The organism is Massilia sp. GER05, assembly GCF_052056005.1.
GTDB classification, from domain to species: Bacteria; Pseudomonadota; Gammaproteobacteria; order Burkholderiales; family Burkholderiaceae_D; genus Telluria; species Telluria orientalis.
Window position 1 is genome coordinate 3,247,181 of the sequence record NZ_CP178858.1, and the last position, 18,960, is coordinate 3,266,140.

General features: G+C 68.9%; 19 protein-coding genes and 1 pseudogene. 8 read left to right on the forward strand and 12 right to left on the reverse strand.

The window, feature by feature from the left end; translation table 11 throughout:
• The first annotated feature begins 15 nt into the window (after window positions 1-15).
• The 4 genes from ACL58G_RS14570 to ACL58G_RS14585 all read left to right on the forward strand — a co-directional run bounded on the left by ACL58G_RS14570 (window position 16) and on the right by ACL58G_RS14585 (window position 5,376).
• On the forward strand, window positions 16-1,608 hold the full coding sequence (locus tag ACL58G_RS14570; RefSeq protein ID WP_440967508.1) for an FAD-binding oxidoreductase: 1,593 nt from the start codon (window positions 16-18) through the stop codon (window positions 1,606-1,608).
• Entirely contained in the window at window positions 1,605-3,173 is a 1,569-nt protein-coding gene (locus ACL58G_RS14575; RefSeq protein ID WP_440967510.1) for an FAD-dependent oxidoreductase, read from the forward strand. The genes ACL58G_RS14570 and ACL58G_RS14575 overlap by 4 nt, the downstream gene beginning before the upstream one ends.
• A complete protein-coding gene (locus ACL58G_RS14580; protein WP_440967512.1) occupies window positions 3,163-4,740 on the forward strand; it encodes an FGGY-family carbohydrate kinase in 1,578 nt (525 codons plus the stop codon). The genes ACL58G_RS14575 and ACL58G_RS14580 overlap by 11 nt, the downstream gene beginning before the upstream one ends.
• 78 nt (window positions 4,741-4,818) lie before the next feature.
• Complete coding sequence (locus ACL58G_RS14585) at window positions 4,819-5,376, forward strand: GNAT family N-acetyltransferase (protein ID WP_440967514.1); 558 nt, start codon at window positions 4,819-4,821, stop codon at window positions 5,374-5,376.
• A 30-nt stretch (window positions 5,377-5,406) separates the two neighbouring features.
• Here the strand turns inward: ACL58G_RS14585 and ACL58G_RS14590 are convergent, their stop codons facing one another.
• The 5 genes from ACL58G_RS14590 to ACL58G_RS14610 form a co-directional block, all read right to left on the reverse strand.
• Window positions 5,407-5,793 (reverse strand): hypothetical protein, encoded by a 387-nt coding sequence (locus tag ACL58G_RS14590; RefSeq protein ID WP_440967516.1) that lies wholly within the window; start codon window positions 5,791-5,793, stop codon window positions 5,407-5,409.
• Between the two features lie 15 nt (window positions 5,794-5,808).
• Entirely contained in the window at window positions 5,809-7,137 is a 1,329-nt protein-coding gene (locus ACL58G_RS14595; protein ID WP_440967518.1) for a diguanylate cyclase, read from the reverse strand.
• 188 nt (window positions 7,138-7,325) lie between these two features.
• Window positions 7,326-8,519: an aminotransferase-like domain-containing protein gene (locus tag ACL58G_RS14600; protein WP_413343329.1), complete on the reverse strand. Its 1,194-nt coding sequence runs from the start codon at window positions 8,517-8,519 to the stop codon at window positions 7,326-7,328.
• 129 nt (window positions 8,520-8,648) lie between these two features.
• Window positions 8,649-9,110 (reverse strand): RidA family protein, encoded by a 462-nt coding sequence (locus tag ACL58G_RS14605; protein WP_413384600.1) that lies wholly within the window; start codon window positions 9,108-9,110, stop codon window positions 8,649-8,651.
• 81 nt (window positions 9,111-9,191) lie between these two features.
• The gene (locus ACL58G_RS14610; protein ID WP_440967520.1) at window positions 9,192-10,112 is read right to left on the reverse strand and encodes a DMT family transporter; all 921 of its coding nucleotides are present in this window, start codon (window positions 10,110-10,112) and stop codon (window positions 9,192-9,194) included.
• 110 nt (window positions 10,113-10,222) lie between these two features.
• Here ACL58G_RS14610 and ACL58G_RS14615 point away from each other — a divergent pair, with 110 nt between their 5' ends.
• Window positions 10,223-11,656 carry a PLP-dependent aminotransferase family protein gene (locus ACL58G_RS14615; RefSeq protein WP_440967522.1) on the forward strand — a complete coding sequence of 478 codons (1,434 nt, stop codon included), beginning with the start codon at window positions 10,223-10,225 and terminating at the stop codon, window positions 11,654-11,656.
• A 3-nt stretch (window positions 11,657-11,659) separates the two neighbouring features.
• On the opposite strand, the gene ACL58G_RS14620 is transcribed toward ACL58G_RS14615, so the two are convergent.
• Window positions 11,660-12,586: a DMT family transporter gene (locus tag ACL58G_RS14620; RefSeq protein WP_440967524.1), complete on the reverse strand. Its 927-nt coding sequence runs from the start codon at window positions 12,584-12,586 to the stop codon at window positions 11,660-11,662.
• Window position 12,587: 1 nt separating this feature from the next.
• Entirely contained in the window at window positions 12,588-12,797 is a 210-nt protein-coding gene (locus ACL58G_RS14625; protein ID WP_440967526.1) for a hypothetical protein, read from the reverse strand.
• Window positions 12,798-12,894: 97 nt separating this feature from the next.
• Between ACL58G_RS14625 and ACL58G_RS14630 the strand changes: the two genes are divergently transcribed.
• The 3 genes and pseudogenes from ACL58G_RS14630 to aroQ all read left to right on the forward strand — a co-directional run bounded on the left by ACL58G_RS14630 (window position 12,895) and on the right by aroQ (window position 15,073).
• Window positions 12,895-13,752, forward strand: a complete 858-nt coding sequence (locus ACL58G_RS14630; RefSeq protein WP_440967528.1) for a LysR family transcriptional regulator — start codon at window positions 12,895-12,897, stop codon at window positions 13,750-13,752.
• Window positions 13,753-13,810: 58 nt separating this feature from the next.
• Window positions 13,811-14,587: pseudogene (locus ACL58G_RS14635) on the forward strand (transporter substrate-binding domain-containing protein); the annotation flags it as partial.
• A 12-nt stretch (window positions 14,588-14,599) separates the two neighbouring features.
• A complete protein-coding gene (gene aroQ / locus ACL58G_RS14640; protein WP_440968039.1) occupies window positions 14,600-15,073 on the forward strand; it encodes a gamma subclass chorismate mutase AroQ in 474 nt (157 codons plus the stop codon).
• Here the strand turns inward: aroQ and ACL58G_RS14645 are convergent.
• From ACL58G_RS14645 to ACL58G_RS14665, 5 genes are read right to left on the reverse strand one after another with little or no spacing between them, the layout of a single operon-like run.
• On the reverse strand, window positions 15,051-15,659 hold the full coding sequence (locus ACL58G_RS14645) for a GyrI-like domain-containing protein (protein ID WP_440967530.1): 609 nt from the start codon (window positions 15,657-15,659) through the stop codon (window positions 15,051-15,053). The two genes, aroQ and ACL58G_RS14645, sit on opposite strands and share 23 nt — an antisense overlap.
• Window positions 15,660-15,663: 4 nt before the next feature.
• Entirely contained in the window at window positions 15,664-16,959 is a 1,296-nt protein-coding gene (locus tag ACL58G_RS14650; RefSeq protein ID WP_440967532.1) for an RNA polymerase sigma factor, read from the reverse strand.
• A gap of 1 nt (window position 16,960) precedes the next feature.
• Window positions 16,961-17,842 carry a YciI family protein gene (locus tag ACL58G_RS14655; RefSeq protein WP_440967534.1) on the reverse strand — a complete coding sequence of 294 codons (882 nt, stop codon included), beginning with the start codon at window positions 17,840-17,842 and terminating at the stop codon, window positions 16,961-16,963.
• Window positions 17,843-17,852: 10 nt separating this feature from the next.
• A complete protein-coding gene (locus tag ACL58G_RS14660) occupies window positions 17,853-18,278 on the reverse strand; it encodes a YciI family protein (RefSeq protein ID WP_413344758.1) in 426 nt (141 codons plus the stop codon).
• Entirely contained in the window at window positions 18,275-18,763 is a 489-nt protein-coding gene (locus tag ACL58G_RS14665) for a VOC family protein (protein WP_413344760.1), read from the reverse strand. The genes ACL58G_RS14660 and ACL58G_RS14665 overlap by 4 nt, the downstream gene beginning before the upstream one ends.
• Window positions 18,764-18,960 lie beyond the last annotated feature (197 nt).

Consider the following 18,960-nt stretch of genomic DNA (forward strand, 5'->3'; position numbering starts at 1 on the left):
ACGGAGAAAAGACCGATGCGACGCTGGAACGGCTGGGGAGACGATACGATCGAGGTGGCGCTGGGCGAGTCCGCGCTGGATTTCCTGCGCGGGCAGGTCGGCGCCAGCGCGGCCCCGCGCGACGCCGGGTTCGACGCGCTGTGCGCTGCCCTGCCGCCGGGCCGGCTGCCGGCGCATCCTTTGGTCGATGCGGCGCCGCAGACCCGCCTGACGCATGCGGCGGGCCAGAGCCTGCGGGACTGGCTGCGCCTGCGCTACGGCCGCATCGGCACCGTGCCGGATGGCGTCGCGTTCCCGGAAAGCGGCGCCGACGTGCGCACCCTGCTGCGCTGGGCCGCGGACCACGACGCGGCCGTCGTCCCGTACGGCGGCGGCACGAGCGTCGCCGGACACCTGGATGCGGTCGGCGCGCGGCCGACCTTGTGCGTCGACATGGCGCGCATGCGGGCTCTCGTGTCCATCGACGTGGAGGCGCAGCTGGCAGTGTTCGAAGCCGGCGTGGCCGGCCCGGACCTGGAAGCGCAGCTGCGCGCGCACGGCTACACGCTCGGCCACTTCCCGCAATCGTTCGATTATTCGACGCTGGGCGGCTGGGTCGTGACGCGTTCGTCCGGCCAGCAATCGCTGCACTACGGCCGCATCGAGCAGCTGTTCGCCGGCGGCCGGGTGGAGACGCCCGCCGGCCCGCTCGCCATCCCCACCTTTCCCGCGTCCGCCGCGGGCCCCGACCTGCGCGAACTGGTGCTGGGGTCGGAAGGACGGCTCGGCATCCTGACGGAAGCGGCGGTGCGCATCAGCCGCCTGCCCGAATACGAAGCGTTCCACGCCGTGTTCTTCCCCGACTGGACGGCGGCCGAGCGGGCCGCGCGCACCATCGTGCAGGCGCGACTGGGCCTGTCGATGCTACGCCTGTCGAACGCGGTGGAGACGGCGACGATGCTCACCCTGGCCGGCCACGGCCGCCAGGTGGCGCTGCTGGAGACGTGGCTGAAGCTGCGCGGCGCTGGCCCGGATAAATGCATGCTGCTCGTGGGCGCGAGCGGAGAGAAGGCGCAGGCACGTGCCGCGCTGAAGCCGGCGCTGGCGCTCGCGCGGCGCGATGGCGGCGTGCACGTCGGCCGGGGACTCGGCGAGCGGTGGAAGCGCAACCGCTTCCGCAACGTCTACCTGCGCAACAGCGCGTGGACGTACGGCTATGCGATCGACACGGTGGAGACGGCGCTCGATTGGCCGCGCGTCACGCCCGCCATGCGTGCCATCGAACGGGCCGCGCACGACGCCCTCGCGCGCGACGGCGAGCGGGTGCACGCGTACACGCACCTGTCGCACCTGTATCCGCAGGGCGCGAGCGTCTACTCGACGTTCATCTGGCGCCTGGCGGGCGACTACGACGCGGACCTCGCGCGCTGGCGCCTGCTGAAGACGGCGGTGTCCGAAGCGATCGTCGCGAGCGGCGGCACGATCAGCCACCAGCACGGCGTGGGCCGCGACCACGCGCCGTGGCTCGCGCACGAAAAGGGAGAACTGGGCATGGCCGCGCTGCGCACCCTGTTCCGCGCATTCGATCCGGACGGCCGCATGAACCCGGGCAAGCTGGTGACGCCATGAGCGGCGCCTTCTCCGCGCTGTGGCAGCGGGGCGGTCGCGCGGGCCTGGCGGACGTGCTGGCGCGCGACTGGGACGTGCTCGTGATCGGCGGCGGCATCAGCGGCGCCGGCGTGCTGCTGGAGGCCGCACGGCGGGGGCTGAAGGCGCTGCTGGTCGAGCGCCACGATTTCGCGTGGGGCACGTCGAGCCGCTCGTCGAAGCTCGTGCACGGCGGCCTGCGCTACCTGAAGGGCGGCCACGTGCGGCTGACGGCGGAATCCGTGCGCGAGCGCGAGATGCTGCTCGCCTGCGCGCCCGGCCTCGTCGAACCGCAGGGCTTCGCGTTCGCGCAGTACGAGGGCGGGCGAGGCCGGCGCAGCTTCCTGGCCGGCCTCGCGGTCTACGACATGATGGCGGGCCGGCGCGAGCGGCACTGGCTCGATGCCGACGATTTTCTGATGGCGGCGCCGAATGTAAAGCGGGACGGTCTTGCGGGCGGCATCGTCTACACGGACGCGCGCACGGACGATGCCCGCCTCGTGCTGCGGGTCTTGCGCGAGGCGCTCGATCATGGCGCGGCGGCCGTCAATTATCTCGGTGCGAGCGAGTTGCTGCGCTCCCCGGATGGCCGCGTGTGCGGGGCGCTGCTCGCCGGCGACGGTACTGACTACGCGGTGCGTGCCCGGGTCGTCGTCGATGCGACGGGCGCGTGGTCCGGCCCTCTGCACGGCGCCGGCCCGCGCCTGCGTCCGCTGCGCGGCAGCCATCTCGTGCTGCCCGCGTGGCGGCTGCCGCTGGCGCGCGCGGTGAGCCTGATGCATCCGCACGACGGCCGGCCCGTGTTCGCGTTTCCGTGGGAAGGCGCAACGCTGGTCGGCACGACGGACCTGGACCACACCGACGGCATGGATCGCGCGGCCCGCATCACGCGGGCGGAAGTGGCTTATCTGATGGCGGCGCTGCAGGCGCAGTTCCCGCATCTGCAACTAATCGACCGGGACGTCGTGGCCACTTACGCGGGCGTGCGCCCCGTCGTCGCGGGCAAGGAGGGCGGGGCGCCGTCGCGGGAAGGGCGCGAGCATGTCGCGTGGAGTTCGGCCGGCCTCGTGGCGATTGCCGGCGGCAAGCTCACGACGTTCCGCGCCATTGCGCTCGATGCGCTGCGGCTGGTAAAACAGCAGCTGCCCGGCTGGAACGATCCGCTCGATGCGCGCGCCGTGTTCGCGCCCGTGTCCCAGGTCGGCGCCGGTGTGCCGCGGCGTCTCCACGGCCGTCATGGCGCTCGCGCGGCGGCGCTGCTGGACGCCGCGCGGCCCGGCGAACTGGAACGGATCCCCGGGACGGAGACCGCGTGGGCCGAACTGCGCTGGGCCGCACGCGCCGAAGCCGTCCGCCGGCTGGACGACATGCTGCTGCGCCGCACGCGCCTCGGTCTGCTGCTGCGCGACGGCGGCACGGCGCACATGGACCGCATCCGCGCCATCTGCCAGCCGGAGCTCGGCTGGGACGATGCCCGCTGGGCGCAGGAAGACGCCGCGTACCGCGCGCACTGGACCTTTCACCACGGTTTGCCACATGAAGACTAGAAAGCACTGCGACGCGACGACGATCCTCGCCATCGACAACGGCACCCAGAGCGTGCGCGCGCTGCTGTTCGACCTCGCCGGGAACATCGTCGCGAAATCGCAGGTGATGCTGGACCCGTATTTCTCCACGCAGCCCGGCTGGGCCGAGCACGACCCCGAGGATTACTGGCAGGCGTTGTGCCGCGCATGCCAGGGCCTGTGGACGCAGCCCGGCGTCCGGCGCGACGCCATCGCCGGCGTGGCCGTGACGACGCAGCGCGGCACCGTCGTGAACCTCGACCGCAACGGCCGGCCACTGCGGCCCGCGATCACATGGCTCGACCAGCGCCACACCGACACCGTTCCGCCGCTTTCGTGGTGGTGGCGCACGGCGTTCAAGCTCGCGCGCGTGGACGGCACCATCGATTATTTTCGAGGCGAGGCGGAGATCAACTGGATCCGCGCGCACGAGCCCGACGTGTGGGCCGCGACGGACAAGTTCCTGCTGCTGTCCGGCTACCTGAACTGGCGGCTGTGCGGGCGCTTCGCGGATTCGTCCGGCTCGCAGGTCGCGTACGTTCCATTCGATTACAAGCGCCGCCGCTGGGCCGGCCCGCGCGACTGGAAGTGGCAGGCGCTGGCCGTCGAGCCGCGCATGCTGCCGGAACTCGTCGAGCCGGGCGACCGCCTGGGCGAGATCGGTCGGGATGCGTCCGACGCGACCGGCATCCCGGCCGGCACGCCGCTGCTGGCCGCGGCGGCCGATAAAGCCTGCGAGGTGATCGGTGCCGGCTGCCGCGAACCGCACGTCGGATGCCTCAGCTACGGCACGACGGCGACCATCAACACGACGGGCACGCGCTACGTCGAGGTGACGCCCTTCTTGCCGCCGTATCCGGCCGCGATCCCGGGCGCGTACAGCAGCGAGGTGCAGGTGTTCCGCGGGTACTGGATGGTCAACTGGTTCAAGGAGCAGTTCGGCCACCGCGAACAGCAGCGCGCGCTGGCGGAAGACGTGGCGCCGGAACAGCTGTTCGACCAGCTGGCGCGTTCCGTCCCGCCCGGATCGATGGGGCTGATGCTGCAGCCGTACTGGACGCCCGGCATCCGCGTGCCGGGCCGCGAAGCGAAGGGCGCGATCGTCGGCTTCGGCGACGTGCACACGCGGGCGCACGTGTACCGCGCGATCCTGGAAGGCCTCGCGTACGCGCTGCGCGAGGGGAAGGAACGCATCGAAAAGCGCAGCGGCGTGGCGATCACGGAACTGCGCGTGTCCGGCGGCGGATCGCAGAGCGATTGCGCGATGCAGCTGACGGCCGACATCTTCGGCCTGCCGACGTCGCGCCCGCACGTGTACGAGACGTCCGGGCTGGGCGCCGCCATCGACGCGGCCGTGGGGCTGGGGCTGCACTGCGATTTCGCCACGGCGATCGGCGCGATGACGCGCGTGGGGCGGGTGTTCGAGCCGGTGCCGGCGCATCGCGACGTGTACGAGCGGCTGTACCGGCAGGTCTATTTGAAGATGTATCGGCAGTTGCAGCCGTTGTATCGGGAGATTGCGGAGATTACCGGGTATCCGAAGCGCTGACTGGCGTCGGCCCTGCTGCTTGCTCCAAAAGCAACAAGCTCATACACTGAGCCTTCCGAGTTACCCTGTGGAGTGGCTGTGAACGACGACCCGACCGATTCCCCGGAGAATAGCGAGTTCATCACTTCTGTTCCCTGCCTTCACACGGAACGGCTCCTCCTGCGCGAATACCGGCGCGAGGACTTCGACGCATTCGCGGCACACCTGGCCGACCCGGTCAGCGCGGCCCACCTGGTCCCGGCCGACCGCCATGCCGCCTGGCGCATCTTTTGTTCGCAAGCGGGACTGTGGCTCATCCACGGTGCCGGGTGGTGGGCTGTCGAGGAAAAGGCGACGGGTCGGCTCGTCGGGAGCGTCGGCGCGTTCTTTCGCGAGGATTCCGCCGTGATGGAGCTTGGCTGGAATACCTATCGCGAATGTTGGGGCCGCGGATTCGCGAACGAAGCGGCGGCGGCCGCCATGCACCATGCGCTCGAGGTCCGGCGCGAACCGAAAGTCCGCGCTGTCATCGCTGCGGCCAATGAATCGTCGCTGCGCGTCGCCCAACGCCTTGGCCTGACTTACGAAGCGGACACCGAGATATACGGCAAAGCGGTCGGCATTTATACGCGAGCGCGGGGAAGCCCGGTCGTTTAGGCGCGCAGGAGCACACGGCAAAGTGGGGCGTCACGGCGTCCGATGGTCGGGCGATTGCCCATCGCCACGCGCCATCCGCAGTGTCGGATTGGCCAGCGTCACGACGCTCGTCCCCACTGACGCCGCGCACAGCATCAGCAGGCCTGTCCCCCATACCTTGTCCAGGTTCAGGTCGAACCCGCCGATATACCACGGATAGTAAAAATCGCCCCCGAACACGAAACCGCCGCCGCGCTCCGTGATCGGGCCGAACAGCAAGACGGAGACGGCGAGGTTAGTGGCGATGACCGGAGCGCGCGACAAGCGCGTCCCAAGATAGCGGGTCAGCAGCCAGTTGAGCAGCACAAGCGCCGGGGCCACCCAGTACGGATACAGAACAATAACGATGAAGAATACCCAGTCGCCAAGGCTGGTCATGGGAAATTCACAGGATCAATACGCCGCCGCGTCGTGCACCACATCCCACGCCGCCCCGACGATGGTCGATTCCACCCGATTGCGCCCCCCGGCCTTGGCCGCATACATCGCGCGGTCCGCGCACACGAACAGGTTGTCGATCGCATCGAGCTGCGTCGGCACGATCGTCGCCACGCCCACGGACACCGTGAGCCAGGTTGACGTCGTCGAACCTGGATTCGGGATTTCCAGCGCCGCTACGGCCGCGCGGATCATCTCCGCCAGGAGCGCCGCGTTTTCCGCGGGCGTCTCGGCGAACAGCAGCACGAATTCCTCGCCGCCGTAGCGTGCCGCCAGGTCGGTCGGGCGCGCGGCGTGGTCCTGCAGCGTCTGCGCGACCTTCTGCAGGCAGACGTCGCCCGCCGCGTGGCCCAGCGTGTCGTTGTACAGCTTGAAGTGGTCGACGTCCAGCACGACCAGCGACAGCGGCTGGGCGTTGCGGATGGCGCGGTGCCATTCCTTGTCCAGGAAGGCGTCGAAGTGGCGGCGGTTGGCGATCTTGGTCAGCGGGTCCAGCATCGCGGCGCGCTGCAGCGCGTCCTCGGATTGCTTGTGGTGCGTGATGTCGTGCAGCAGGACGACGAACAGGCCGTCCGCCGCGTGCATCGGCGTCATCGTCAGGTCCATCGCGCGCAGGTTGCCGTCGCGGTGGCGGATCTTCACTTCGCGCGTGCCGTAGGCCATCGCATCGAGGCCTTCGCAGCAGCCGGGTTCCTTGCAGTCCAGCAGCTCCTTCAGCGACTGGCCGACCAGCTCCTCGGGCGCATAGCCCAGGTAGCGGTCGCACGCCGGGTTCGCGTACTGCACGCGGCCGCAGCCCTCGACGATCAGCAGGCCCTGGTCCATGCTGTTGACGATCATGCGCAGGCGGTCGGTCTGTTCCGACTGGGCGTCGCCGCTGCGCAGGCGCAGCTGGGCGCGCACGCGGGCGCACACTTCTTCCAGGCGCAGGGGCTTCGGGATGTAGTCGGCGGCGCCCGTGTCGAAACCGGCGACGATGTCTTCCGTCTCGCCGCGCGCGCTCATGAAGATCACGGGGATGCGCGTCGTGGCCGGATGCGCCTTCAGGCGGCGGCACGTCTCCAGGCCGTCGATGCCGGGCATGACGACGTCCAGCAGGATCAGGTCCGGCTTGACGCGTTGGGCGATGTCCAGCGCGCGGTCGCCGGAAGTGGCGACGAACGTCTGGTAGCCTTGACGCAGCATCATCGAACGCAGCGTGCCGAGGTTGTCGGGCGCGTCGTCGACGATGAGGATGGCGGGCTTGCGCGGGTCGGCAAGCGGCACGGGCACTGGGTTGGTCATACGGTGCTTTGCGAGGACTGCACGTTTATATTGCGTCCAAAATCATACACCTCGTAGCACTGACGTGGGGCAACAAGTTCTTTTACAGATGGAAAAATCTGTAACTTTTGCGCAACTTACAATTGTCTGACGTGTTCAACAATTGTTGATGCCCGGCGGTATCGCTACCGCCGGGCTGGAACAAGGGCTTACATCTGGTCCTTGATCAGCTTGCCGAGGGTCGCGATGCCTTCGCGGATGCGCTCCGGCGGCACCGTCACGAACGACAGGCGCAGCGTGTTCGTTTCCGGCTTGTTGGCGTAGAACGGGGCGCCCGGGACGAACGCGACGCGGGCGGCGATCGCCTGGTCCAGCAGTTTCATCGCGTCGATGTGCTTCGGCAGCGTGACCCAGATGAACATGCCGCCTTCCGGACGGGTCCACGTCACGCCTTCCGGGAACTGCTCGGCCATCGCGTCCAGCATCACCTGGCACTGGTTGGCGTACAGGTTGCGGATGGTCGGGATGTGTTCGTTCAGGAAGCCGTCCTTGACGACTTCGTGCACGACCATCTGCGTCAGCGTGGCGGTGTGCAGGTCGGCGGCCTGCTTGGCCAGCTCGAGGCGGCGCACGAGCGGCAGCGGGGCGACGACGTAGCCCAGGCGGATGCCCGGCGTCAGCACTTTCGAGAACGAGCCCATGTAGATGACGCCGTCCGGGTTCATCGACAGCATGCGCGGCATCGGCTCGCCCTTGTACGACAGCGCGCCGTACGGATCGTCCTCGATCAGCGGCAGGCCGAGGCGGGCGCAGGTTTCCACCAGTTCGCGGCGGCGCTCGATGGACAGCGAGCGGCCGGTCGGGTTCTGGAAGTTCGGCAGCGAGTACAGCAGGCGTGCACCCTTGGCCAGCGGCTCGATCGACGACGGCACGAGGCCGTGGTCGTCCGTGTCGACCGACTGGAATTCCGGACGGTAGACCGAGAACGCTTGCAGCGCGCCGAGGTAGCTGGGGGTTTCCACCAGCACGCGCGAGCCTTCGTCGATCAGGACCTTGCCGAGCAGGTCGAGGGCCTGCTGCGAGCCGGACACCATCAGGATCTGTTCCGGCACGATTCTTGAACCTTCCGTGGACAGGTAGTCAGCCACCCATTCGCGCAGCGGCGCGTAGCCGTCCGTCGGGCCGTACTGCAGCGCTTGCTTGCCGTTTTCGCTGAGCACCTTGTCGTAGGCTGCCTTCATGCGTTCGACGGGGAAGGTGGCGGGCGAGGGCAGGCCGCCGGCGAAGGAGATGATCTCCGGACGCTGGGTGATCTTCAGGATCTCGCGGATCGCCGAGCTTTGCAGCTGCTGGGCACGTTCCGAGAACTGCCACTGGATGGGATTGGGGTTTTCGATTTTCATACTGGTCTCACAGGAAGGGCCACGATGGTGCGTCGGCCATTATAAAGCACGCCGGGTAGGCTGCTCTCTCAATAGAGGAGCACGCCTGATAAGCATGCTCCGGTTAAATTTCTGTAGCAGGCCGATAGTTTATTCCACTTCGGCGATCAGTTCGATCTCGACCGAGGCACCGAGGGGCAGCGACGCCACGCCGAAGGCCGAGCGCGCGTGCTTGCCCGCGTCGCCGAACACTTCGCCCAGCAGTTCCGAGCAGCCGTTCGTGACGAGGTGCTGTTCCGTGTAGTCCGGCGTCGACGCGACCAGGCTCATCACCTTGACGATGCGCTTCACGCGGTTCAGGTCGCCGCCGACGGCCGCCTGCAGCGTGCCGATCAGGTCGACCGCCACGGCGCGCGCCGCCGCCTTGCCCTGTTCCGTCGTCTTGTCCTTGCCCAGCAGGCCGGTGTGCACCGTGCCGTCCGCATTCTTGGAAATGTGGCCGGACAGGAAGACCAGGTTGCCGGTCTGTGCATACATGACATAGGCAGCCGCCGGCGTCGCCGGTGCCGAGAGGGTGATGTTCAGTGCGTTGAGTTTGTCGTAGACGGACATGGATTCCCCAGGGTTGTTTGAAAAGAAAGCCGTTATTGTACGACTTGCCGGACGGCGTGGGCGTGCCTGAATACATAGTCATTATCGCCTCACCTGCATGCGCCGGCCCAGTGCCACGGTCGCGATCACGGCCAGCGCGAAGCCGACGTTGGCCAGTGTGAGCGTTTCGCCGAGCAGGACGGCGGCCCCGGCCAGCGACAGGAACGGCTGCAGCAGCTGCACCTGTCCCACGCGGGCGACGCCGCCCAGCGCCAGGCCGCGGTACCAGAAAAAGAAGCCGATGAACATCGAGAAGACGGTGACGTAGCCGAACGCGAGCCAGCTGGCCGGGCCGACGTCGCTCAGGCGGCCGATCTGCTCGCCCTCCAATACCAGCAGCAGGACGGCGGCCGGAACGGCGGCCAGTACGAGCGCCCAGCAGATCGTTTCCTGCCCGCCCAGCGTGCGCGCCAGGCGGCCGCCTTCCGCATACCCGGCCGCGGCGGAGACGATGGCGCCGAACATCAGTACATCGGCCGCCTGCAGCGCGCCACCGCCCTGGCTCAGCGCGAACGCGACGACCAGCCCGGAACCCAGCAGCGCGACGAACCAGAACCGGTTCGATGGCCGCTCGTAGCCCCGAACGGCCGCGTACAGCGCGGTCGCCAGCGGCAGCATCCCCGCCAGCACGGCACCGTGCGACGCCGGCACGCTGCGCATCGCGATCGAGCTGAGCAGCGGAAACCCGAGCACGCAGCCGAGCCCCACGATGACCAGGGGCCGCAGCGCCGCGCGTCCCGGCCACGCCACGCGGCGCATGCGCAGCCAGCCGGCGGCCAACACGGCGGCGCCCAGCGCGCGTGCCAGCGTGAGGAACAGTGGATCGAGCTCGCGCACCGCGAGCCGCGTGAACGGCAGGGTGAGGCTGAAGATGGCGACGCCGATCAGGCCGAGCAGCATGCCCCGCGCTTCGTCGGACGTCGTGCCGACGGTCGGCGTCGGTGTGAGGGTGGTGGGACGCATCAGTTCTCCGGTTGTCGTTGCAGCAAACTTTGGTCAGGGTTATGCTAGTCCGGACGAGCAGTACAGTCCCTATACACTTACCGATATCCTTTTCGCACTGTAATGGTGAAATGACCGATACAACGATCCCGACCTTGCTGTCACGCGATTCCGGCGAACCGCTGGCCGACCAGATCGTCCGGATGATCAGCGCGCGGATCGACGACAAGCAGCTGCGCGTCGGTAGCCGCATGCCCTCGATCCGCCGCTTCGCCGCGGCGCATGGCGTCTCGCCGTTCACGGTCGTGGCCAGCTACGACCGCCTCGTCGCGCAGGGCTACCTGGAATCGCGCCGCGGCGCCGGCTTCTTCGTGCGCGAGCGGGCGCCGCTGAATACGGCGCTGCGCCGCGACGACCCGGACATTGCGGGCGCGCTGGAAAAGCGCGCGCTGGACGTCGTCTGGCTGGTCCGCCACATGTTCCGCCAGATGCCGGGCCAGCCGACGAGCGCGGCGGGCGTGCTGCCGACCGCGTGGCTGGACGGGCAGGGCGTCGCCAACGCGCTGCGCGCCGTCAGCCGCCAGAACAGCAGCGCGCTGCTGAACTACGCCAGCCCGCAGGGGTACGCGCCGCTGCGCAAACAGCTGCAGCGCAAGCTGGCGGAACTGGAAATCGCGGCCGCGCCCGAACAGTTCGTGACGACGCTGGGCGTGACGCAAGGCCTGGACCTCGTCGCGCGCGAGTTCTGCCGCCCCGGCGACACCGTGTTCGTCGACGACCCGGCCTGGTTCCTGATGTTCGGCTCGTTCGCCGCGATGGGACTGAAAGTGGTCGGCATCCGGCGCCAGGCGGACGGCCCGGACCTGGCCGAGTTCGAGGCGCTGGCGGCGCTGCACAAGCCGCGCCTGTACATCATCAACTCGGTGCTGCACAACCCGAGCTCCACGTCGCTGTCGGCCGCGAAGGCCTTCCAGATCCTGCGCATCGCCGAGCGCCACGACATCACGATGGTGGAAGACGACATCTATTGCGACCTGCACCCGGGCGGTTCGCAGCCCGCCACGCGGCTGGCGGCGCTGGACCAGCTGCAGCGCGTGATCTACCTGGGCGGCTTTTCGAAATCGCTGGCGCCGAACCTGCGTGTGGGCTTCATCGCGGCCTCGAGCGACATCGCGCAGCGCCTGGCCGACCGCAAGATGCTGGCGACGCTCTCCACGAGCGACCTGGGCGAGCGGGTCGTTTATAAAATCCTGTCCGAGGGCGTGTACCGCAAGCACCTGGACCGCATCCGTACCCGCCTGGACGCCATCCGCCCGCCGGTGCTGCGCCGCATCGAGTCGCTCGGCATGACCCTGGAGCCGGCGCCGACGGCCGGCATGTTCGCGTGGGCGGACTGCGGCCGCGACACGAACGTGCTGGCCGCCCGCGCGATGGACGAGGGCTTGCTGCTGGCGCCCGGCAGCCTGTTCTCGCCGACCCAGCTGCCGTCCACGAAGCTGCGTCTGAACGTGGCAGCCATGGAGGACGACACCGCGTGGCGCTTCCTCGAGCGCTCATTGGCCTGATGGTCAGGGGAGCTTGATCGACACGACGCCGGCCAGCAGCACCAGCGCGCCGGCGAACCGGACGCCGGAGACGGCGCTCTTCGGCAGCCCGAACAGGCCGAACCGGTCGGTCAGGATCGCCACGACCTGTTGCCCGGCGATCGTGAATCCGACCGTCGCGGCCGCGCCGATCACGGGCAGCGCGAGGAAGACGGTCGTGACGTAGCACACGCCCACCGGTCCGCCCAGCCACGCCCACCACGGTATGGCGCACAGCCCGCCGAGCTGCGGACGTTCGTTGCGATTCAAGGCCATCGCGAGGGCGAGCACGATCGCCATGCCCGCCGTCGCGACGGCGAAACTCGCGAGCGACACGACCAGCGGCGCACCGACGGTCCGCGCGACGGCCGCGTTGAGCGCACCCTGCATGGGCAGCACGCCGCCGCACAGCGCGGCCGCCGCGACCCACGCCGGCTCAATCCGGCGGGGCGGGGCACCTGCCGCGGGACGCTGGCCACGCACGATCAACAGGATGCCGGCGGCGACGCAAGCGGCGCCCAGCCACGTGAACGGTCCGGGCGCGCGCTGGACGACGCCCAGCAGGCCGGCACCGTCCAGCAGCAGCGAGGTGAACGCCTGCCCCGCGATGAACAGCCCGATCGTGGTGACGGCGCCGATGCGCGGGATGAACACGATCCCCGCGACGACAAACAGGGCGCTGGCGAGGCCGCCCAGCAGCTGCCACCAGTGGGCTTGCCCCAGCCGGCCCAGCGCGGGCAGGGCGCCGCCGGCGGTGACGGCCAGGAACAGCAAGACGGTGGCGACGAACAGTTGCAAGGTCGCGGCGGCGAACGGACTCGCGACGGCCTTGCCCAGGCGCGCATTGGCGGCAGCCTGCAACGGCAGGCCGCAGCCTGCCAGGAAGGCGATAACGATATAGATCGTATTCATGTCAGGCTTTCCGCATCTTGCTCGCGGCCCGCGCGACGGCCGGACGCTCCGCGATCCTGCGCAGCCAGGCGTCCACGTGCAAATAGTCGCGCGGGGCGATGCCCGGCTCGTCGCAGGCGACGTGGTGGCCCCGGTAATCGAGGCCGGGTTCTTCCAGCGCGATGATGAGTTTCCTGCCGTTCGGGGTGGCGGCGACATAAGCGGTATACATGCTTCCCTCCTGTGATTGACAGGGGAGAGCGTAGCTTGTGCAAAAATGGATGAACATTCTATTTGTTCAGACATTGCTTGTCTGTTTTTGCATATCCATGGACTGGGACGACTGTCAATACTTTCTGGCGGTGGCGGGCAGCGGGTCCGTCTCGGCCGCCGCGCGCCGGCTCGGCCAGAGCCACTCGACGGTGCTGCGCCGGCTGGACAAGCTGGAGACGGCGCTCGACGTCCGCTTGTTCGAGCGCTTCCAGACCGGCTACGTGCTGACGGCGAGCGGCGAGGAGTTGCAGGCCATGCTGGCGCCAATCGGCGAGGGCATGCAGGACATCGAGCGGAAGCTGGCCGGGCAGGATGCGGCACTGCAGGGCACGATCCGCGTCACGACGACCGATACCCTGATGGCCGTGCTGCTGCCGGTGCTGGCGGATTTTCGCGCGCGCTACCCCGGCATCCAGTTGCAGATCACGGTCAACAACAGCTTCCTGAATTTGTCGAAGCGCGATGCGGACGTCGCCATCCGGCCGTCGAACACGCCGCCGGACAACCTCGTCGGCCGCAAGGCCGGCACCCTGCGCACGGCGCCGTACGCGTCGGCGGCCTATCTGGCGCAGCGGCCGCGGGGAGACCACGCGTGGATCGCGCCCGACGACAGCCTCGCGCACCTGCGCCAGGCCAGCTGGCTGCGCGAGCACGTGCCGGCGGAGAAAATCGCCGCCAGCGTGGATTCGCTGCTGGGCATGGCGGCTGCCGTCGAGGCCGGCCTGGGCGCCGGCATGCTGTTGTGCCTGCTTGCGGATGCACGGCCGGGGCTCGTCCGGCTGGCCGATCCCGATCCGGCGCTGGACACGGACGTGTGGATCCTCACGCATCCCGACCTGAGGCGCGTGCAGCGGATCCGGATGTTCACGGCGTTCGTCTGCGACGGGCTCGCGGCGGTGCTCGGCCCGGCTTGACAGGCATATTCTCTTGTCCTACGCTGCGCGGTCCGCGGCGGACAGACAAAGGAACAGCATGCACGCAGCAACGATTTTTAGAGCCGGGATGGCCGTCCTGCTGACAGCTGCACTGACGCCGGCGCAGGCCGGCCGGCTGGACGACATCGCCGCGCGCGGCGTGCTGCGCGTGGGCAGTACGGGCGACTACAAGCCTTTCAGCTACCGGCAGGCCGGCGGCGGCTTCATCGGCATGGACGTGGAGCTGGCAGGCGAACTGGCGCGCTCGCTCGGCGTGCGGCTGGAACTGGTGCCGACCACCTGGCCGACGCTGATGGCCGACCTGGGGGCGGACAAGTTCGATCTCGCGCTGAGCGGCGTCTCGGTGACGGCCGAGCGCCAACGGCAGGCGCTGTTTTCGGTGCCGTATCTGCACGACGGCAAGACGCCGATCACGCGCTGCGAGAACGTCGCCCGGTACCAGGCGCTGGCGCAGATCGACCGGCCGGAGGTGCGGCTGATCGTCAATCCGGGCGGCACCAACGAGCGCTTCGCGCGCGCCCGGGCGCCGCACGCCCGGCTGATCGTGTACCCGGACAATGTGACCATCTTCGGCCAGATCGTCAGCGGTGCGGCCGACCTGATGATGACCGACGCCATCGAAACCCGTTTGCAGCAGCGCCTGCATCCGCAGCTGTGCGCGGTGCATCCGGAGGCGCCGTTCGACATGGCGGAGAAGGCCATCCTGCTGCCGCGCGATGCGGCGCTGAAGACGTACGTCGACCGCTGGCTGCAGCAGCGCCTCGACGACGGCGACGTGCCGCGGCGCCTGGACCGCTGGCTGGCGTTCCCCTGGGGGCTGGAGCCGCTGCGCCAGGCCATCGACCAGCGCCTGCTGCTGGCGCAGGATGTGGCGCGGGCCAAGTGGAATGCGAAGGCGGCCATCGAAGACCTGCCGCGCGAGGAACAAGTCATCGCCGCGGCCGTGCGCCAGGGCGGCGTGCTGGGCCTGCCGGAAGCATGGATCCGCACCGTGTTCCGGGCGCAGATCGAAGCCTCCAAGACGGTGCAGCGCGCGCTGTACGAGCGCTGGCAAGCGGAGGGCGCCGGCCGCTTCGACGACGCGCCCGACCTCGGCAAGGCCATCCGTCCCGAGCTGGACCGCCTCACGACCCAGCTGCTGCGCGCCATGGCCGACAACCAGGCCCTGTTGCATGACAGCGGCCGCAAGGCCGACGTCGCCGTCGCCATGCATGCGCTGCAGGCACGCGCCGTCAATCCGGCGGCGGCCGGGCAGGCACTGGCGCCGTTCCTGTCCGCTACGCCATCGGCTGGCGAATGACCGTCTTCCACCGGGCCGGATCGGCACGGCGGATGTCGCTCAGGTAGATTTCGTGGTGCTTGCCGGCGAGGCGGCCGCGCGCCTCGATGAAATCGTGCACCCGCTGGATCGTCGGCCCCTCTTCGGTGAACGGGCCGACATGCAGGATCTGGGCGCACGGGCCTTCCGTGAAATGTTCGATCCGCAGCGCGTCCACGGTGTGCAGGCCCTTCTTGCGCTTCACTTCCGCCATCGCGTCGCGCAACAGCGATTCGTCGACGAAGGCCGGCTGGTGGATCATCATCGTCCACCGCCACTTCGTCCGGTCGTTGGCGACGAACGACGCCATGTCGTCCGACCACCACAGGCCCTCCAGCGGCATCACCGCGTAGTCGATGGCCGCCGGTCCCTTCTTGACCATGAACTTGGCCGTATAGGACACGGAGAACAGCGCTTCCACGGCCCGCGCATAGTGCGGCGACGTGTTCGGATCGCCCGCGCCGTCGATCATCAGGTAGCGGATTGCGGGGACGTCCACGTGCACGACGTCGCGCGCGGACGGCTGGTACAAATGCTTGAGGTCTTTCTTGAGGTCGATTTTGTTCACGGGGCTATCTCTCCAGTAGCGCACTCGACCGTGCACGCTCCAGCAGCAGCGCCTGCTCGCGCTCGTTCTGCGTGAGGCCGGCAGCCCGTTCGAACTCCGCCTTCGCTTCCGCATGCCGGCCCAGTTTCGCCAGCAGGTCGCCGCGCACGCTCGGCAGCAGGTGGTAGTTGCGCAGCGCCGGCACGTCGAGCAGCGCGTCGGCGAGGGCCAGGCCCGCGTCGGGACCATAGGCCATGCCCAGTGCCACGGCGCGGTTCAGTTCCACGACGGGAGATGGCGTCAGTTGCGACAGCGCATCGTACAGCGCGGCGATGCGGGCCCAGTCGGTCGCGTCGGGCGTGAGCGCGCGCGCGTGGCAGGCGGCGATGGCGGCCTGCAGCGCGTACGGGCCGAGGGCGCCGAGGCGGCCCGCGCGGTCGAGCGCGGCCAGGCCGCGGCCGATCAGCAGGCGGTCCCAGCGCGAGCGGTCCTGGTCCATCAGCAGGATCGGCGCGCCGTCCGGGCCCGTGCGTGCGCGCTCGCGCGAGGACTGGATTTCCATCAGCGCGACGAGGCCGTGGACTTCGCCCTCGTCGGGCATCAGTTCCGCCAGCACGCGGCCGAGGCGCAGCGCCTCGCGGCACAGTGTCGGCCGCAGCCATTCGTTGCCCGCGCTCGCGGAATAGCCTTCGTTATAAATCAGATAGATCACCTGCAGCACGGACGCGAGGCGCGGCTTGAGTTCGTCGTCGCGCGGCACCTCGAACGGCACGCGCGCTTCCGCCAGCGTGCGCTTGGCGCGCACGATGCGCTGGGCAACCGTCGCTTCCGGCACGAGGAAGGCGCGGGCGATTTCTCCGGTGGCGAGGCCGCCCAGCAGTTTCAATGCCAGCGCCGCGCGCGCCTCGGCCGACAGCACGGGGTGGCAGCAGACGAAGATCAGGCGCAGCACGTCGTCGTCGATCTCGCCGGCGGTCTCCTGCGTCAGCGCGGCCAGCTCGGCCGGGTCGCGGAAACTGCCGCCGTCCGCGAGCAGGTTGTCCATCTCCCAGCTCAGCTCGCCTTCCTTGCTGGCGTGCATGGCGTGGTGGCGCAGGTGGTCGAGGGCGCGCCGCTTGGCCACCTGCATCAGCCACGCGCCGGGACGGTCCGGCACGCCGTCCGCCGGCCAGCGCTCCAGCGCTTCCAGCAGCGCATCCTGGGCGAGTTCCTCGGCCCGGCCGAGGTCGCGCAGCATGCGGGTCAGCGCGCCGACGATGCGCGCCGACTCCATGCGCCAGACGGCCTCGACGATCTTGCCCGTGTCGGCGCCGCGCGTCATGTCACGGACGGTTCCAGGCCGGTTGCGGGGCCAGCTCGGCGCGCAGGGCGGCGTCGAGCTGTTCGGCGCGCACGCTGGCATCCTCGCGCAGCCGCGCCGTGGCCGCATCGACCGGCGCGTGCTTGCCCAGCGGCGCGATCAGTGCCACCGGCCGGACCTCGACCTCGACTTCCGGCCCGGTCGGATAGGGCAGGGTGCGCGCCCAGTCCAGCGCGGCATCGATGGAGGACGCGCGGATCATCCAGAAGCCGGCGATCAATTCCTTGGCTTCCGCGAACGGGCCGTCGATGATGCTGGCGCCGCCGTTCGCCACGCGCACGCGGGCGCCGCGCGCGGTGGATTTCAGGCCGTCGCCGGCCAGCAGCGTGCCGGCCGCCGCGTGGATGGCGTTGAAGGCGTTCAGCCGGTCCAGCTTTTCCTGCAGCGGGATGGCGTCGCGCTCGGTGCCGGCGTCGGACCGCAGCAGGATCGCGTAGCATGTGTCGTCGCCGGCGGCGCCGGGCGGGATGCCCGCGCAGCCGCCGGGGCAACCCGTCTCGCGCAATTCCACCGTGACGTCGTCGTTGGCGGAGACCACGCCATTGGCCTGCAGCCATGCCAGCGCAGCGCCGCGCGACGGCGCCTCGAACACGGCAAAACCGGCCGGCAGGCGCTCGCCGGGCGGGAAGGGACCGGACGTCACGGCTTCGCCGCCGGGCCACAGCTTCAGGCGCCGCGCGTCGGCGTCCGGCGCGAAGGCCAGCGCCAGCGCTGGGGCGCGCGGACCGTCGGCGGTCGCCGTTTGGCCGCCCGGCAGGCGGCGCAGCAGGTCGTCCAGCACGGCCTGCGGGTCGGCGGCCGCGGCGCGCGTGCCGTTGTCGGTACGGATGAGCATGAACTGCATGGTGGTCTCCTTAGCGCGCCGCCATTTGTTCGCGCAGGCGGTCTTCCTGTGCGCGGACGTCGGCCGGGAGGTCCGTGCCGAAGTCGTCGGGGCCGAAGATCTGGCGGATTTCGATCTCGCTCTCGACACCTTCGTGCGGATTCGGGCAGCGCTTGAACCACTCGATGGCTTCTTCCTTCGAACCCACCTCGATCAGCCAGAAACCGGCCACGAGTTCCTTCGTTTCCGTGAACGGGCCGTCGATCACGGTGCGCTGGTCGCCATTGAAGCGAATACGGGCGCCCTTGGAACTGGGGTGGAGGCCTTCGCCGGCCAGCATGACGCCGGCCTTGACGAGTTCCTCGTTGAAGTTGCCCATGTCCGTGAACAGTTTTTCGCTCGGCATGATGCCGGCTTCCGAGGCCGCGCTGGCCTTCACGATCACCATGAATTTCATTGCTGTGCTCCTGCGCAGCCCTGGCCCATCGATTGCAGCATTTCTTCCCGGATCTGCTCGGGCGTCATGTCGCGCTTGTGGGTGGCGATCGACCAGCGGTGGCCGAACGGGTCCTCGAGCTGGCCGTAGCGGTCGCCCCAGAACATGTCGGCGACCTGCATGATCGGCTTGCCGCCCGCTTCGATGGCGCGGGCGTAGGCGGCGTCGACGTCTTCCACGTACAGGTGGATGTACACGGGCGTGTTCTTCAGGGCCAGCGGGCCCACGCAGCCGTAGTCGGGGAAGTCGTCGGCCAGCATGAAGATCGAGTCGCCGATGCGCATCTGGGCGTGCATGATCTTGCCGTCCGGGCCAGGCATGCGGCTCATTTCGACGGCGCCGAAGGCCTGCGCGTAGAACGCCAGCGCCTCGGCCGCGCCGCTGCAGACGAGGTGCGGGGTAATCGTGTGGAAACCTTCGGGGATGGGACGCACTTGCTGGGTCATGATGTATCTCCTTCGTGAGTGGTTGTGGGTGCTGCCATCCGTACGACGATCGGGATTCCACGGTTTCGACATGCCCGCACAAAAAAATTTCGGCCGACCGCAACGTTATGCCGACTCGGTCAAAAAGTCGAGAATCTTAGTGTATGTATAAGAAATGCGATTCGGAAAAAATAGCTCTTGAAATCCCTGTTGGTATC